The organism is Tindallia californiensis, from assembly GCF_900107405.1.
Taxonomy (GTDB): domain Bacteria; phylum Bacillota; class Clostridia; order Peptostreptococcales; family Tindalliaceae; genus Tindallia; species Tindallia californiensis.
The window spans coordinates 1-15,775 of the sequence record NZ_FNPV01000010.1 but is presented as its reverse complement, the minus strand read 5'-3'; the positions used below and the strand labels follow the sequence as shown (position 1 = coordinate 15,775).

At 41.7% G+C, this 15,775-nt stretch carries 15 protein-coding genes and 1 pseudogene; 2 read left to right on the top strand and 14 right to left on the bottom strand.

What is annotated here, in order from left to right; translation table 11 throughout:
* The first annotated feature begins 18 nt into the window (after positions 1–18).
* A complete protein-coding gene (locus BLV55_RS12660) occupies positions 19–912 on the top strand; it encodes a patatin-like phospholipase family protein (RefSeq protein WP_093315036.1) in 894 nt (297 codons plus the stop codon).
* A 20-nt stretch (positions 913–932) separates the two neighbouring features.
* Here the strand turns inward: BLV55_RS12660 and BLV55_RS12655 are convergent, their stop codons facing one another.
* The 11 genes from BLV55_RS12655 to nikA form a co-directional block, all read right to left on the bottom strand.
* On the bottom strand, positions 933–1,322 hold the full coding sequence (locus BLV55_RS12655; RefSeq protein WP_176968410.1) for a putative signal transducing protein: 390 nt from the start codon (positions 1,320–1,322) through the stop codon (positions 933–935).
* 61 nt (positions 1,323–1,383) lie between these two features.
* Positions 1,384–1,860, bottom strand: coding sequence for a GyrI-like domain-containing protein (locus BLV55_RS12650; protein ID WP_242870127.1), 477 nt, complete (start codon positions 1,858–1,860; stop codon positions 1,384–1,386).
* 129 nt (positions 1,861–1,989) lie between these two features.
* On the bottom strand, positions 1,990–3,378 hold the full coding sequence (locus tag BLV55_RS12645) for an ATP-binding protein (protein ID WP_093315032.1): 1,389 nt from the start codon (positions 3,376–3,378) through the stop codon (positions 1,990–1,992).
* A 252-nt stretch (positions 3,379–3,630) separates the two neighbouring features.
* Positions 3,631–4,389: a response regulator transcription factor gene (locus BLV55_RS12640; protein ID WP_093315030.1), complete on the bottom strand. Its 759-nt coding sequence runs from the start codon at positions 4,387–4,389 to the stop codon at positions 3,631–3,633.
* Positions 4,382–5,986 carry a sensor histidine kinase gene (locus BLV55_RS12635; protein WP_093315028.1) on the bottom strand — a complete coding sequence of 535 codons (1,605 nt, stop codon included), beginning with the start codon at positions 5,984–5,986 and terminating at the stop codon, positions 4,382–4,384. The genes BLV55_RS12640 and BLV55_RS12635 overlap by 8 nt, the downstream gene beginning before the upstream one ends.
* Before the next feature lie 45 nt (positions 5,987–6,031).
* Positions 6,032–7,360: an MATE family efflux transporter gene (locus BLV55_RS12630; RefSeq protein WP_093315026.1), complete on the bottom strand. Its 1,329-nt coding sequence runs from the start codon at positions 7,358–7,360 to the stop codon at positions 6,032–6,034.
* Positions 7,350–8,144, bottom strand: a complete 795-nt coding sequence (locus tag BLV55_RS12625; protein WP_093315024.1) for an ABC transporter ATP-binding protein — start codon at positions 8,142–8,144, stop codon at positions 7,350–7,352. Before BLV55_RS12625 ends, BLV55_RS12630 begins: the two co-directional genes overlap by 11 nt.
* A complete protein-coding gene (locus BLV55_RS12620; RefSeq protein WP_093315022.1) occupies positions 8,116–8,967 on the bottom strand; it encodes an ABC transporter ATP-binding protein in 852 nt (283 codons plus the stop codon). The genes BLV55_RS12625 and BLV55_RS12620 overlap by 29 nt, the downstream gene beginning before the upstream one ends.
* A gap of 1 nt (position 8,968) precedes the next feature.
* The gene (gene opp1C, locus BLV55_RS12615; protein ID WP_093315020.1) at positions 8,969–9,787 is read right to left on the bottom strand and encodes a nickel/cobalt ABC transporter permease; all 819 of its coding nucleotides are present in this window, start codon (positions 9,785–9,787) and stop codon (positions 8,969–8,971) included.
* A gap of 1 nt (position 9,788) precedes the next feature.
* Positions 9,789–10,724, bottom strand: coding sequence for a nickel/cobalt ABC transporter permease (opp1B, locus tag BLV55_RS12610; protein WP_093315018.1), 936 nt, complete (start codon positions 10,722–10,724; stop codon positions 9,789–9,791).
* A gap of 75 nt (positions 10,725–10,799) precedes the next feature.
* The gene (nikA, locus tag BLV55_RS12605; RefSeq protein ID WP_093315016.1) at positions 10,800–12,422 is read right to left on the bottom strand and encodes a nickel ABC transporter substrate-binding protein; all 1,623 of its coding nucleotides are present in this window, start codon (positions 12,420–12,422) and stop codon (positions 10,800–10,802) included.
* A 375-nt stretch (positions 12,423–12,797) separates the two neighbouring features.
* On the opposite strand from nikA, the gene BLV55_RS12600 reads away from it, so the two are divergent.
* Entirely contained in the window at positions 12,798–14,279 is a 1,482-nt protein-coding gene (locus BLV55_RS12600; RefSeq protein ID WP_093315014.1) for an aminotransferase class I/II-fold pyridoxal phosphate-dependent enzyme, read from the top strand.
* Positions 14,280–14,427: 148 nt separating this feature from the next.
* Here BLV55_RS12600 and BLV55_RS12595 read toward each other — a convergent pair.
* From BLV55_RS12595 to BLV55_RS12585, 3 genes and pseudogenes are all read right to left on the bottom strand, one after another.
* Positions 14,428–14,832, bottom strand: a pseudogene (locus BLV55_RS12595) (TspO/MBR family protein); the annotation flags it as partial.
* Positions 14,833–14,944: 112 nt separating this feature from the next.
* Positions 14,945–15,367 carry a DUF4829 domain-containing protein gene (locus BLV55_RS12590; protein ID WP_093315010.1) on the bottom strand — a complete coding sequence of 141 codons (423 nt, stop codon included), beginning with the start codon at positions 15,365–15,367 and terminating at the stop codon, positions 14,945–14,947.
* Positions 15,368–15,496: 129 nt separating this feature from the next.
* Positions 15,497–15,775 (bottom strand): aldehyde dehydrogenase family protein (locus BLV55_RS12585; RefSeq protein WP_143033213.1); only part of this gene is annotated, 279 nt, incomplete at its 5' end.

Genomic DNA, 15,775 nt, shown 5'->3' with positions numbered 1-15,775 from the left:
TAATAAGGAGTAGATCCCATGCCCAATCAGAATAATCTTCTTAAAAATAATATCAAAAACACCGCCCTCATTTTTGAAGGCGGTGGAATGCGAGCCAGCTATTCTGCCGGACTTTTATCCCATTTGCTTGAACATCAGCTGTATTTTGATTATGTGGCCGGCATTTCCGCCGGCGCCAGCTGCAGCGTCAATTACCTGTCCCGGGACACGGACCGGGCCAAACGATCTTTTGTAGACATTGTCAAGGATCCTCTTTTTGGCGGATGGAAGTCATTTTTATCGGGAGAAGGCTATTTTCGGGCAAAATACATCTACGAAGAGACGCCTCATTCAACGGGAACCCTTCCTTTTGACTTTGAAGCGTTTTCCAGCAATCCTGCCAGTTTGCGCATCGGTGCTTTCCATATGGAAACCGGCCAAATGAAGTATTTTTCCAGGAAGGACATTCAAGCTCCGCTGGATCTAATGCGGATTGTGCGAGCTTCCTCTTCCATGCCCATCGTTATGCCTCCTGCCGTAGTGAATGGCTCTGAATATGTTGATGGCGGTATCAACGGCGGCATCGCTCTGGATATTGCCAAGCAGGACGGTTATGAGCGGTTTTTTGTCATCCTGACCCGGCCTAAAGGCTACCGAAAAGCCCCGGTGAAATACAAAGGATTTGTGAAAACTTTTTACCGCAAATACCCGCAGGTGGCTGAAGCCATGCTCCAACGACATCTTCAGTACAACCGGACACTGGAGGAGCTTCAGGAACTGGAGCTGGAAGGCAAAGCCTTTTTGGTGTACCCGGATGTTATGCCGGTATCCAATATGGAAAAAGACTATCACAAATTAAAAAAGAGCTGCCAATTAGGTTATGCCCAGGGACTGCGGGATGTTCCTGCCTGGAAAGACTTTCTCAGGATATAAACACAAAATGTCCTATTGTTTTATTGAAACAATATACGCAATAAGTTCCCCAGGTGATGAATCAATAACCACAGGATTCCCGGAAAAACCAGCAGCAGAATAATCCAGCTTCTCCTTCTGCGCTTTTTCTCTTGATCCTCTTCGGCCTGAACCAGTTCTTCATCTGATTGGGGTTCTTCCAGCGGTTCTCCCGTTTCCTGGACACGAATCAGTTCTCTGGCTTTTTCCAGGGATTCCACCGGTACATAGAGTTCGACGCCTTCCATTGACATTCCCATATAGATTTCCATGTACTGCCCCGCTCCCCGTTGTTTTCGGAGAACAGGTATGTTTTCCGGCGCCAGCAGTGATTCAACCATTCCTGCTTCAATCTCGTTGGATACCACCGTCAATAATGCTTCCTTTTCCATGATCCCAATCCCCTTCCTTGTGTCAGTTTCGTCAGGACAAGGGGACGTTTCTCTTGTCCTGCTATTTTTTCTTAACCGGCAACCAAACTTCGCATTGATAATCCTGTGCAGTGACATCTCCCGCCGGATACACTTCTATATCCGGAGCATCTGCGTATTCATACCCAGATGTGGGCAGCCACTCAGTGATGATACGCTTTTGAAGCTCCTGGATCGCCTTCGGCATCGGTCCTATGCATTGGAATATTGCCCAGGTTGCTTGTGGCACTTCGTATTCCGTCATGTTTTGGGGAGTTGGGCTGCCGGTTGCAGCTGCAATATAATAATCGAAATCCTTTCCGTTCATGCCTGCACTCGCCCCTAAAATCCCGTAAGGGTCTTGGTCAGACATTTTTCCAATTTCCATCATCATGCCATTTTGAATGACTTCTGTCCAAAACTGGGGTATTTCACTGAAATTTTCTTCGATATTGCAGTCAAAATGCTTTTTGACCCCCACAATCCGAAATGCTTCTTTCTTTTCAATTTTGTAGTTCATCTCCACATCTCCTTTCATGGTAATGGATAGTTTCTTCCCTAATCCTCTCATTTCATGCACAAAAAGGAGAGGTTCGGCCGAAATCCGAAAGATTGCCACCACAACCGGTGCGCGTCCTACTTAAAACCCTCAATTTGAGAGCACCACATCATCCCTATTTTCTGCCTCTTTCAAAAGATCATCGGTAAAGCCATTGACTCCGAACAGGATATAGTATTCCTTCCGCTTATCCTTTTTCCATTCAACGGCTTTCGCTTTATTTTCAAGTTCTTCCAGTACATTTATGCCAACCTTGTTGCTCCAGTATTTGCACTCACCAAAAATAATATCTGCTCCTTCACGATCATAGGCAACAATGTCTATTTCCGTATCGTTGTTCCACCATCGTCCGACTTTATCAAACGTGAATTTCCACTTTTTTTCTGCGCTCAGCTGCCACATTTTTTCTGCACAAATGGATTCATATATATAACTAATATGTCCGTCCACCAAGTTCGTTCTTATTTTTTTCATTACAAGTTCTTTCTGCCCTGATTCAATATATCGTAAATTGGGGTAAATAAATTTGAACCAAAATAACAGAAAATTATCTTTAAGTCGGTAGAGACCTTTTTTGCTTCGTTCAGGATTTTCTTCCGTGACCGGTACTTCTCTTTCAACAATATCAAGATCCATCAGTGTTTTTAGATATTTTGTCAGACCGGTCTGTTTCAGTTCCAAATTTCCAGCTATTTTAGACAGCTTATGATGCCCTGCTGCAATGGTTTTGATGACAGAGAAGTAACTGCCTACTTCCGACACTTCATGCTGTAGCAAAAAATTGGGTTCATCATATAGAAAGCTTTGTCTGGATAAAACATTTTTATCGATGGCTGAATAGATGTCCTTCTCAGCATAAAAGAGCTCGATATACTTGGGGACACCACCTGTAACAGCATAATACTCTATGAGCTCTCTTCTTTTTTTTTCAGGAAAAAATTCATGATATTTGGAGAAAGGGATTTGTTTTAATCGAATCTGACCGGTTCTTCTTCCATATAAAGGACTATCATAGCTCAGTGCCTGACTTTCCATCATGGATATGAGGGAACCGCAAAGAATCAGCATCATGTTTGCATCTTTCAGGCTTGTGTCCCAGATTTTTTGTAAAATAGATGGGAAAGATGGATTTGACTTTCCCAGATACTGAAACTCGTCGATTACCACAATCAGTTTTTCGCTCTTCGCTTCTGCCAGCAGTGTTTTAAACAGTATTTCCCAGTTATCAACTCTTGAGTTTTTTAACAGTTCATGATCACAAAACTCTGCAACAGCATGTTGAAAGGCGTTTCGGTTCTGCAATTCACGCTCTTCTGTCGCCAGGAAATACAGTGCGTTTTTTTGCTTGATAAATTCTGTTGCCAATTCAGTCTTACCCACTCTTCTTCTTCCATAAAGGACTACCAGTGAAGAACCTTCTCGGCGGTACTCATCTTCCAAAAACTTCCATTCTTCTTCCCGATCAATAAAATGCTTCATTTGATCATCATCTCCTCAAATATATTATACTTTATATTATTATAATTTCAAGTATAATAATTCAAGAGTGCCTTCATCTGTATTGATCCATGTCTTTTAAATGTTATACGGAATGAAAAGCAAATTGTTTCATCTTCAAATCCATCCTAAAATCTATTTTTAGACGCAGAAAAAAGGACGCGAGAAACGTCCCCTTGTCCTCTGGCGGTCATTGTTGATGATCGCTATGGCTATCCCCGCTACGCTTCCTGTTCAATGGTATTGTTTGTTTCTTCTATAGTCCATAGGAGATACTCCATAAGTCTTTTTAAACACTCTGCTAAAGTAATGCTGTGATGTGTATCCTACTCTTTTAGATACATTAAAGATAGTCACTCTGTCGTATTGGTTTGTCAGGATTTCTTTGGCTTTGTTTAGTCGTTTTTCCGTTAGATACTCCACAAAGGTCTTTCCTAGCTCATTTTTCATCCTTTTACTCAAATGAGAACTGCTCACGTCAAATACTTGAGCCGTTTGAACTAAGTTAAGTTGAGGGTCCGTAAAATGCTGGTCTATATACTCTTTTACCGATTTTACCAAATAGGAATATTTTAGGATTTCATCTACTTTATCCTCTCTTTCAAGTTCTGCAACTTTCTCATCCAATATTTCCATTGCATTTTTTAAGAGAAGGTTGAATTCATTTTTCGAAACAGGCTTTAGCAAGTAATCCAACACCTTATATTTTATTGCTTTGTGTGCATACTTGAATTCATCATGTCCACTAATAATCACAATCAGACTACCAGGACAAGCTTTTTTCACCTGGCTAATATAATCGAGGCCATTCATAACTGGCATATTGATGTCTACAAAGATTACTTCTGGTGATGTAGCCAGTGTGCATTCCAAAGCTTCTTTACCATTCCTGGCTTCAGCCACCACTTGAAACGAATAGGAGCTTTCTTCGATCCACCTCTTTAAGCCTTTTCTTATTTTGGGTTCATCATCCGCTATAAGAACCTTAAACATTATCCTTCTCTCCTCTTATTATGGGTATTCGAATAACGGCTATGGTCCATCCCCCCTTAGACTGAAGTTCTAAGCCATATTGCTCTCCATGCTCAAGCTTTATCCGATGATTGACGCTATACAGACCATAGCCTTTAAGCATATCTGTTTTTTCATCCGCCATTAAGGCATTATTGATCCCTTCCATGAGATCTGCCTGAAATACTGCATTATTCATTATTTTTATCACAACCTCATTCTCCTTCGAAGCAATATAGATAGTAATTTTGCCATCCTCCGTCATTTGATTGATTCCATGAATGACGGCATTTTCTACAATGGGTTGTAATAGAACTCTCATTACCATGACATCCAGTAGATTATCATCGTAGTGTATGCTATACACTAACCGATCCTCGTACCGTGCTTTCAGTATTCTGAGATAGCTATCAATATGTTCCAGTTCCTCATCAAGGCTAATAAAGGTTTTTCCGCTGCTTAGTCCAATGCGAAAATAGGTTCCTAACGCATCAATCAAACTAAGCACTTCTTCTGTATTTTCTTCGGTAGCTACCCACTTTATCGTATCCAGGGTATTGTAAAGAAAGTGTGGCTTAACTTGTTCTTGCATGATTTTAAGTTTCATTTCTCTTTCTTGACATCTAAATTCTTCAAGGTTTTGTGTCATATTATTGAAACTGGTGATCAGACTACCGATCTCATCTTTTCGATGGCTTTGAAGCCTTACCGATAAATCTCCTTTCTCCACTTTCCCCATCATTTCTTTGAGTTTATCGATGGGCTTCACAACTGACTCAAAACTGATCATAAGCAGCACAATAACACTGGCTAGTAATATCATTTGAAAAAAAACGATGTATTTGCGAAGCTCTCTATTGATAGCATTGATTCTTTCCGCAGAAATATAATAATTGAGAGACCAGCCCCTAGCAGCCTTGATATCTGTTTCAAAAATAAGTGGGTTGTTGTCCAAACTGGTGGGATAGAGATTCTCCCTCGAATCGATGCTTTTATTTTTGATTAGGATCTCGCCCGATCCGTCATAGACATTTATTCTAGAGGCAATCCTCATTAACCCTTCCAATGGAACCTCTGCATAAATAAACTCAATTTCCCTATTAACGCCTCCCACTTTATAAAGCATTGCCACCATTTTGTCCCCGTTCACTTCTTGTGGTTCGCTTATTTTAAAGCTCGCATTTTCCTTCAGGGCATCCTTGTAGTATTTTTTATGTTTAATGGCGGTTTCTTTTCCATGAATGCTTCTTTTGTACCCTCCAAATTCCACGATCCCCATATCTACATAAGTGTCGCTTTTTTGTTCATACATCATTTCAATAAAGTCTTTGGCATCCTCTTTGCTCATGTCATATTTCAGAATAAAAGATGCCATCATTTCCAGTTCGATTTTTCTCTGCTCCAGCCAATTAGAAATCTGATTGCCTCTGGCATCAATCAATTGGTTTGTTAAGTTTCTATTTAGCAGATTAACCCTTTCTTTTACCTGACCTTCTATGACGTAAATAAACAAGGAGAGAAGTATTAAAAACGTAATGCATATGGCTGCAATTATTTTTGTTCGTATGGATCTTTTCATGTTACCTCCCTGCCTATACTTGTCTTAAGCAACAGATGCTACGCCCTAAGTAGCCATCATTTGTCTGGACTCAAGCACAAAAACCGCCTTCTTGAAGTTGATGGTAAAGAGTACCAAAAATAGGCTTCTTCCTAAACTAAATAACACATAGGAAAGCCACAAACCATGGTTGCCCCAAATGGGAATCACGATAAAATATGGTATGAGAAATGGAATTAGCGATAGAATCATCGATTTTCTAACAGGAGCTGTGTAAGTAGCACCAGTAAAAATGCCATAGTAGACTAAGCCGATTCCTGCAACAAAGGGATAGGCTGCCAGCCATACAGAATACTCCATGCTCAAATTAATAACGCTTTCTATCACTGTGAACGTGGTGATCATCTGACTTCGAAGAAAAAACACCAACAGAGACATCGCACTCGCTAACACAAAAGTGCTTTTAGTGGAAATCCTCAAAACTTCTTCGTACAATTTTACATTATTCTCGCCCACGGCTGTACCAATATATACACTGGAAGCATTGGCAAATCCATCAAAAAAATAAGCCATTATATATTTCATTTGAAATAAAACCGCATTGGCTGCCAACATTTCTGTCCCTAAAGAAGCACCCTTGGCAACAAACATATTGGTAACAATCAGCAGGCATATGGTTCTTACCATCAAATCCGAATTCACCCCAATGATTTTTCTAAACGCCACTTTATCGAACAACCGGTCCGTGTGCTTTTTTATGGCAACCAGATCAATATGTATACGAATAAGATAAAATCCAATAATAAAGGCTGTGATTTGTGCGATTAAGGTGGCATACGCTACTCCTTCAACGCCCATTTTGAAATATAAAACAAACACTACGTCCAGCACAATATTTAGACCGTTGGAAAATATCTGTAAAAACATGGAAGCCTTTACTTTTTTTCTGCCCATGAGCCATCCCAAATTCACATAATTCAGCAAAACAAAAGGAGCGCCCCAGATTAATATATGAAAATATGCGTATGCCTGACGATATACATCTGCTTCGGGTCGAATAATCTTCATAGCCCCTTGGAAAATCGGCACTTGGAATAGTATAAATAGCAAGCTGATCACCATAGCAATCAAGCTCGGTCTATACAGTGCAAACAACCCATCCTCTTCTTTTTTAGTCCCCAATGCTTGAGCGGAGTAGCCGGATGTGCTTACTCTCAGGAATCCAAACAACCAGTACATTGTACTGAAAATAACCGTCCCTACCGCTACACCACCAATATAGGCGGGATCTCCCAATCTTCCTATTACGGCAGTATCCACTGCTCCTAGCAACGGTTGTGTAATCGTTGACACCGTAAAAGGGATGGCAAGTTTAAGATATTCACTATATTTCATACGCCCCGTTCTCTCCTCCATTCATCTCCATCGCGGCATGCAATAATGCTTTGGAATAATCTTCTTTTACATTTCGTAGTTCCGCCATGTTTTGAACTTCTTCAATCACAACACCGTCTTTAAAGAACAAAACACGATCGCATATATAGGTAATAGCTGTCAGGTCATGGGTAATGAAGATATACGCAATGTTTAATTGTTTTTTTAAGTCCATGAGCAGGTCCATCACCTGCACTTGTATGGATACGTCTAAAGAGCTAATGGCTTCGTCCAGTACAATGAATGCCGGGTTGGCAGCTATTGCTCTGGCTATACATACTCGTTGAAGTTGTCCACCACTGAGTTCGTGAGGATACCGATATAAGTATATTTCTGATAATCCTACTTTTTTTAACAACGCTACGGCTTTCTCAAGCTTATCTTTTTTTCTTAATTTCTTTAGGGAATTCATGGGTTCAAAAAGAACATCCACCACTTTAAACCTTGGGTTGACAGAAGTGCTATAATCCTGAAAAACAACACTTGATTTCTGTTTTACAGGGTTGTTTTTTATCGAGCTCACGTCGGATCTCTTTACTTGTATCGCCCCGCTGTCTGGTTTCTCCAGTCCAATTAGAATGCGCCCTAAAGTGCTCTTGCCACTGCCGCTTTCACCAATTATTCCAAGGCACTCCCCTTCTAAAAGGGTAAAGGACACTCCCTTCAAAATTCTCACTTCTTCCTTTCTGACGATACCGGCTGGCTTTTTGTAGCTTTTATACAATTCTTTTGCTTCTAATAGCATGAGCACCTCCATACCCTAGGGCTTGATGAAATTTATCTACAAGGGATAATCTTGTATCGATTAGGTATCTCGTATGCTGATTTTTTGAATATCTTAAAAGATGCTTTGTTTCCCCATGTTCAATGACTCTTCCATCTTTCATCACCAGAACCTCGTCGGCTATTTTTGCCACAGCTCCCAAGTCATGAGAGATAAAAATCATGGATGTATCATGGTTTTCTCTAATCTTCTTGAATTCCTCCATCAGCTTTACTACATTAATAGCATCCACCGCCGTGGTTGGCTCATCCGCAATAATGATGCTGGGCTTTAAAAACAGGGCCATCCCAATCATAATTCTTTGAATCATGCCACCACTCAACTGATGCGGATACTTCTTTAACACATCTTTGGGCAGAATCATGTTCATATCTTCCAGTACTTTCAAGGACATTTCCAGTGCTTCCTTTTTACTTACCTTTAGATTTTCTATAAAGGTCTCCGCCATTTGATAGTGCATGGTATAAAGTGGGTCAAAGGCAGTCATTGGATTCTGAAGAATCATGGATATTTCTTTGCCTCTTATTTTCCTGATCATTCTCTTGTCGGCTTTAAGCAGATGAATGTCATTAAACATAACCTCTCCCTTTACGTCAAAACTCTTATCCAGCAACCCTAGTATCGCTTTGCAGGTGATGCTTTTTCCGCTTCCACTTTCTCCAACAATGCCTAAGCATCCATTCTTCTTTAAACGAAATGAAACATCTGAAATAATGTTTTCAATATGGGAGTCTTCCTTGTGCCACACTTCCAGATCTTTAACCGTTAAAAGTTCCGTAGACATCTTATACCTCCTTGGGATCCAATATATCTCTCAGACTATCGCCCAGCATGTTGAAAGAAGATACAAGCACTAAAATCGCCACCCCTGGGGCGATCATTTGTCCAGGGTGAGATTGAATAACGTTTTTCGCCTCACTAAGCATTGCTCCCCATTCTGCCGCCGGCGCCTGAACGCCCAGGCCCAGAAATGAAAGCGTGGAGATGCTTATGATAACCCATCCCATATCCAGTGTTGCCAATACGATGATTTCCGACAAAATGTTTGGCAGCATATGCCTGGTAATAATAAAAGACTTCTTTGTGTCGATGGTTTTTGCATATAAAATATAGTTTTTGCTATTATATTTTATCACCGTAGATCTGATCATCCTGGCATACCATGCCCATTTTATTGCTATGCTTGCGATAACCACATTCCTAATGCCAACTCCCATCATCCCCACCACTGCCAATATCATGACTTGACTGGGGAAAGATAACATCACATCAACAATCCTCATGATGAGTTCATCTACAATACCTCTGGCATACCCGGATACCATTCCAATCGTTGTTCCAAGCAGGATGGTGCATCCCATTGTAAGTAAGGACAGAAAGATAGTGGGTCTGATCCCATAAATAAGTCTCGAAAAAACGCAACGCCCTAAATGGTCCGTCCCCATCGGATACTCCTGGCTTCTTTCAGCATATTTATTGACAATACTTGTTTCATTAGGGTCATTGGGAGCTACTTGTCCTGCAAGTACGCCCAGAAGCATCGTCACTAAAATAATCGTTAAGGCTATGATTGCGACTTTATCTCCTTTTAGTTTTCTTAGCATTTTATATCCCCTCGCGTAACCTTGGATCCAATTTATGGTGCACAATATCTACCATTAGGTTGCAAAAAATGAACAGAATGCCCATCATAAGAATGTACGCCTGAATAACCGGGTAGTCTCTGTTGAAGATCGCCGTAATGCATAGTCTCCCAATCCCCGGCCAAGAAAAGATGTTTTCTATGACTACCGTTCCAGAAATAAGCTGCACAATACTCATCCCTAATGCCGTAACGGATGATTGCAGGGAGTTTTTAAGGACATGCTTTACTACGATGCTTCTGTCTTTAAGCCCCCTGATCTTTGCATAAAATACATAATTCTCCGTCATGTTTTCCAACATATTATTTCTTATCAGTCGAACATAGGTAGAAATATAGGTCAGGCTTAAGGTAACGGCCGGCAGAATAATAGCCCCAGTTTCCCGGTTCCCACCAGTTGGCAGAATCCCTAGTTTTACGCCAAAGAACCATATCAGCAGAATCCCAATCCAATAATTGGGCATCGCCGAACCAACAAAAATAAACATTCTAACTATTTTATCGAAAACACTATTTTTATATAGTGCGCACAAGACACCAACAGGAATGCTGATACATAACACGATGAGCAAAGAAGCCGTTGCAAGTTCAATGGTAGCCGGCAAACTGCGTGTGATTTCATCTAAAACGGTCCTGTTTCTATTCACATAAGAGTTCCCGAAATCCAGTCTAAGTGCATCGCCCATCCAAGCAATATACCTCTGAAGGTAGGATTTATTGAGCCCAAGCTCTTCTTTCATTCCTTCCAGCGCTTCTTCCGTCGGTATAATATCATTCACTCTCAAAGCAACTTCTGCCGGATCCACGGGAATAAGGTTAATTAAAATAAAGGCCACCAAGGATACGGCAACGATCATCGGTATCGTCATTACTATTCTTTTTACCATATAGTTTTTCATAGCAATCTCCCTTACGTTGCAGAAAGCCAGATGGGTCATAGAAGAGCTTTCCCATGACCCTATCTGTTTCTAACACTAATCCAGATACATTCTGTCCAAAGGCACTTCAAATTGCGAAGGATTAAAGGTTACATTGTTGACTTTTTCATTGTATACAGCTCTGTTTCTTTCAAAAGTGAGAGGTGCGTAAACAGCTTCCTCGTGTAAATAGGTAAGTATTTCGTCATAGTATGTTTGTCTTTGGATTTCATCGATGCTTGTAAATGCCTTTAAGATCGTATCATGAAGCTCGTCCACTTTTTCAAGGCCCTGCTGAGCTGCATAGTCGCCATAAACCGCCGGCATCCTCATGCCTCCCAGAAAAGAATGAGGATCATATGGCGTCCCCCATGATATATTGAAGGTAATACCAAAATTTCCACTCTTCATTCTATCTCTGTATGCTTGTTCCTCTTCTCCGGTAATCTTTAGATCCATACCAATTTTTCTCATTTCGTCTTGTAAGTATTCTGATATGGTTCTTTCCGTCACGCTATCCGCATTGTAATGCAGCTGTATTTCCAGCGGTTCTCCGTCTTTTTCTCGAACATTCTCTGCTTCATTCATCTGCCAACCGGCCTCTTCTAAAAGGCTATTGGCTTTCTCCAGAGAGTAAATGTATCCATCCAATCCGACATCACAGTATGGAACGGTACTGGCTAACAGCCTATCGGCAGGAGCTTCCAGACCATAAAATATTCCTTCCGATATTTCCTCTCGATTCACCGCAGCGTTAAATGCCTGCCGTACCTTTACATCCGATAAAATTGGATCCGTAGAGTTCATAATAAGCATTCTGGTTGCCAACGGATCAGATAAGCTTGCACCAAACCCATCCATCTCCGAATACTTGATGTAGGTATCCGCATCCACCATGTTTGTTCCATAGATAATATCAATTTCACCACTTTCCAAGGCAAGTGTTCTTGATTGGTTATCCGGCATAACCTTCGCAACGATCCTGCTAATCTCTGGTTTTTCTGCCCAATAATTTGGATTGACCTCAAATACGGCATATTCATCAATATGGTTTTCCGCAAGTACGTACTTCCCCGTTCCAATTAGTTCACTGACTCCATTTTTTGTAGTGCCGTCAATAAATGCCTCCGGCGAGATGAAGCGAAAGGGTCTTGTTACGGCAAGCTCAATTAGTAGAGGATAATAGGGTTCTTTTAGTTCCATTTCAAAGGTATACTTGTCCGTGGCGCTATAGCTTTCTAGCAATCGGATACTTTCAAGCCATCCATGCCGATCGTAGTTGTCATAAATCGCTCGAAAATTGTCTTCTACCACACTGGCATCAAATGGATGCCCATCCGAAAATGTAATTCCTTGACGAATATGAAAGGTATACTTGCGTCCATCTTCAGAGATGTCCCAATCTTTCGCCAGCCAAGGCTGAATTCCATCCTCTGTAACCATGACCAAACCTTCAAATAATAAATTTTGTGCAAAAAGTTCTCCACTATAGAGATGAGGGTTTAGGTCTCTTATATCTCTAAAGTTAACAAAGACCAGCTCCTCCGAAACCTCCTCCGAGGTCGGATTGTTTTCTTCTAGATTTGAAGGAGATTCTTCTCCCCTCGTGCAACTTGCCATCAACATCACAATCAACATGCTCATGATAAACCAACTAACTTTTTTTCGTGTTAACATCATCGGCTGTTACCCTCCTAATGTGCTCTATTTCGGCTAGAAAATTTTCCTCTCGCATTTCTGATCAAGCGATAATAATAATCGATTGCAATATGATTATACTGCAACCGTTACTGATAATCTATGCATAATTGCGATCGTTTTTGTACTTTTAGCCATAAAAAGCCCCCGTCCTCCCTTTTGTGTTTTTTACTAAGGAGAAACGAGGGCTTATTGATCTTACAGGCTCCACATCAAGCTTTCCTGCTGAATGTTTCACATATGCTAGTAAACAAATCAATTGATCCAGACAGGATTAAGTTTGCACCCACCTCTAAAAAAGTTTATAGTGGTTCTGTACAGGTCTTACTTTAACCTTAAAGGGCAGGAGTGAATAAAATGATCCCTCTAAATCATCAAAGAGCACCTCTTTTTGAGGCACTGTTAACCTATGTTAACAACGAAACCATTCCTTTTCACGTACCTGGACATAAAAAAGGAGTCGGCATGGACCAAGCCTTTCGGGAATTTATCGGTACCAACGCCATGGCCATTGATGTCACGGTTTTTGAGCAGGTAGACAGCCTCCATCATCCTTCCGGTTGCATCGCCGAAGCTCAGAAATTAGCGGCAGATGCATTTCAGGCAACGCATACTTTCTTTTGCGTCCATGGAACTTCTGGAGCCCTTCATGCCATGGTGCTCAGCGTGCTCAGGGAAGGCGATAAGATCATCCTTCCAAGAAACGTTCATAAGTCTGTCACCACAGGCCTTGCTCTTGTGGGCGCTCTACCGATTTATATCCATCCTGAGATCGACTCTTTGACTGGTACAGCACTGAATGTAACCCCAGCAACCGTTGAAAAAGCACTACAAGACCATCCAGATGCTCGGGGAGTGCTCGTCATTAATCCCACCTACTTCGGTGTTGCAGCAGATCTAAAAGCCATTGCAAAACTGGTTCACCAACATAACATCCCCCTTATGGTGGACGAAGCCCACGGCCCTCACCTATCCTTTCACAAGGATCTTCCCATGTCAGCCATGGAGGCAGGGGCGGATATCTGTGCCCAGAGTACCCATAAAATCATTGGTTCCCTGACCCAAAGCTCCATGCTTCATGTACAGGGAGAGAGGGTGGATCATCGAAAGGTTCAAGCAGCCTTAAACCTACTGCACACCACCAGTCCTTCTTATATTTTACTGGCTTCTTTAGACGTAGCCCGCCGCCAAATGATGACAGAAGGATTTCAATTGCTGGAAAGGATACAGTTCCTGTCCCACCAAGCCCGAGAACGTATTAATGCCATCGACGGCTTTCACTGTTTTGGTGCCGAAAACCTTGGAAGTCCAGGGTTCTATGGTTTGGATCCAGCCAAGTTAACCATTACCTGCCGGAATCTTGGAATCTCTGGTCATCAGTTAGAGGAAATTCTTTCCAAAGAATACCATATTCAGCCAGAATTATCGGATCTTTACAATGTTTTATGTACGCTTTCCATTGGTAATACGCAGGAGCAGGTGGATTCACTGATTAGCGCCCTTCAATCTATCCGTAAAGGCTATGGTCAAAGCCCGATTCTCTCCTGTTCTGAAACAGATAATGTCATCCTGCCACCGCTCCCTTTGCAAAAGCTCTCACCAAGAGAAGCCATGCACGGCGATACGCATTTGCTTCCCTTATGGGAAAGTATCCATCACATCAGTGCAGAGTTCTTAATGGTATACCCTCCCGGTATTCCTCTCCTCTGCCCAGGAGAGCTTATTTCTGAAGAGCTGGTACGCTACATTGAAACCCAGCGAGAAGCTGGTCTATGGATTCAGGGAACGGAAGATCCAAGGGTCCGACATATTCGAATCGTCCAAGCCTCACATCAATAAGATTCTTATCAACAGGATTCTTATCCAGAGACGTAGCACCGCTTATCTCCCTCTTGTAGAATCCCTATCGACCAGCACTACTGGAATTGATCCTATCATCATCCTAGCGCCTGTTTTAGCATTTTTTGTACCTAGGAATCCGTCCTGCTTATGCATTCAGATACCAGGTTGCTATATTCAAATAAGTGGCAAATGTGACCCATAACAGGTAGGGCACCATTAGCCATCCAGCCAAAGCGTCTATTCGGAAAAAAAGCCAGGTACACAAACCGATGGCCAGCCACAATACCAGAATTTCTATTGCTGCCACGCCTCGAAGCCCTAAGGTAAAATACAGGTAGGGCCACAGGAAATTCAATGCAAGCTGAAGAACAAATGCCAAGGCTGCTCTCTGGACTTCAGGCCTACCCAAACCCTTGGACAGCACCCTAAAACAGGCAATTCCCATCATCGCATATAATACGGTCCAAACGGGTCCAAAGATCCAACCCGGTGGAGATAAAGGTGGTTTGGCCAGTTCCTGGTAAATGTTATATGAATTATTCAACACAGCTCCCCCTAACCATCCGTTTCAACAACCCTTTTTTCATCCTTTCATCCGCTTCTTACCTTCATGAAAATATGCTCTCACTGAATACGCGGTAGATCCTTATACCTTGCATAAACTAGTATCCCCAATCATCTACTGTCCAATCACTCGTGTTACTCTCTCTATTTAATATCCACATCCAGTCTGTATAGGTTGAATTTGGTTCAAGACTTCCATCACTACTGGACTCATCCACCGTAAAGTTTGATAGTAATACCATTACATTGTCAGGACTTACACCATTAATTGATCCACGCCCATAGTTCATATAAGTCTCGATAAATGAATTAGATCTTTCTTCATCGTACCAAATATCCGTAAGTTCGCATCCATTGAAATCTTTAAATTTTTCCTTCACACATTCAATTGCCTGATTAATTTCTTTGTCACTGAATTGTTCTGACTCTCCAACCAAAACAACATCTTTATCCGCTTGGCTACAAGACATTAAGATGAGACTTAATAAGATTATATAGCTGCACCATATCACTCTTTTCATTTAAAGGTTTCCTCCAATATTCTTCTTTATTTTGAAAGCTTAAGGAGGACGTGTTGAGAGGGCGAGTTGCCCCCGGCCCCACTGAGCCCACACTGAGCCCAGCCCCTCCCACTGATCCTCTGTCCTTGGTTATTTTATGCCAATGGAGATATATTTAATCTCCAGAAAGCTTTCAATCCCGAAATGTCCTCCTTCTCTTCCAAGGCCACTTTCCTTAAAGCCTCCAAAAGGCGCCTGCACCGTTGCCGGACCGCCATCATTAAGGCCTACAATACCATACTCCAATTTTTCAGAAACCCGAATACCTCTGCTGAGTGATTCGGTGAAAACGTAGGAAGCAAGGCCAAAACGTGATTTATTTGCCAGTTCCAGAGCCTCCTCTTCCGTTGAAAAGCGTTGAATTGGCAG

Excerpts from the sequence above, each read along its gene's own strand:
- BLV55_RS12630 (WP_093315026.1), bottom strand. The coding sequence starts at position 7,360 with ATGAAATATAGTGAATATCTTAAACTTGCCATCCCTTTTACGGTGTCA.
- BLV55_RS12655 (WP_176968410.1), bottom strand. The coding sequence starts at position 1,322 with ATGGAAAAGGAAGCATTATTGACGGTGGTATCCAACGAGATTGAAGCA.
- BLV55_RS12635 (WP_093315028.1), bottom strand. The coding sequence starts at position 5,986 with ATGAAAAGATCCATACGAACAAAAATAATTGCAGCCATATGCATTACG.
- BLV55_RS12620 (WP_093315022.1), bottom strand. The coding sequence starts at position 8,967 with ATGTCTACGGAACTTTTAACGGTTAAAGATCTGGAAGTGTGGCACAAG.
- opp1C (WP_093315020.1), bottom strand. The coding sequence starts at position 9,787 with ATGCTAAGAAAACTAAAAGGAGATAAAGTCGCAATCATAGCCTTAACG.
- BLV55_RS12600 (WP_093315014.1), top strand. The coding sequence starts at position 12,798 with ATGATCCCTCTAAATCATCAAAGAGCACCTCTTTTTGAGGCACTGTTA.
- opp1B (WP_093315018.1), bottom strand. The coding sequence starts at position 10,724 with ATGAAAAACTATATGGTAAAAAGAATAGTAATGACGATACCGATGATC.
- nikA (WP_093315016.1), bottom strand. The coding sequence starts at position 12,422 with ATGATGTTAACACGAAAAAAAGTTAGTTGGTTTATCATGAGCATGTTG.
- BLV55_RS12625 (WP_093315024.1), bottom strand. The coding sequence starts at position 8,144 with ATGCTATTAGAAGCAAAAGAATTGTATAAAAGCTACAAAAAGCCAGCC.
- BLV55_RS12650 (WP_242870127.1), bottom strand. The coding sequence starts at position 1,860 with ATGAACTACAAAATTGAAAAGAAAGAAGCATTTCGGATTGTGGGGGTC.
- BLV55_RS12660 (WP_093315036.1), top strand. The coding sequence starts at position 19 with ATGCCCAATCAGAATAATCTTCTTAAAAATAATATCAAAAACACCGCC.
- BLV55_RS12645 (WP_093315032.1), bottom strand. The coding sequence starts at position 3,378 with ATGAAGCATTTTATTGATCGGGAAGAAGAATGGAAGTTTTTGGAAGAT.
- BLV55_RS12640 (WP_093315030.1), bottom strand. The coding sequence starts at position 4,389 with ATGTTTAAGGTTCTTATAGCGGATGATGAACCCAAAATAAGAAAAGGC.
- BLV55_RS12590 (WP_093315010.1), bottom strand. The coding sequence starts at position 15,367 with ATGAAAAGAGTGATATGGTGCAGCTATATAATCTTATTAAGTCTCATC.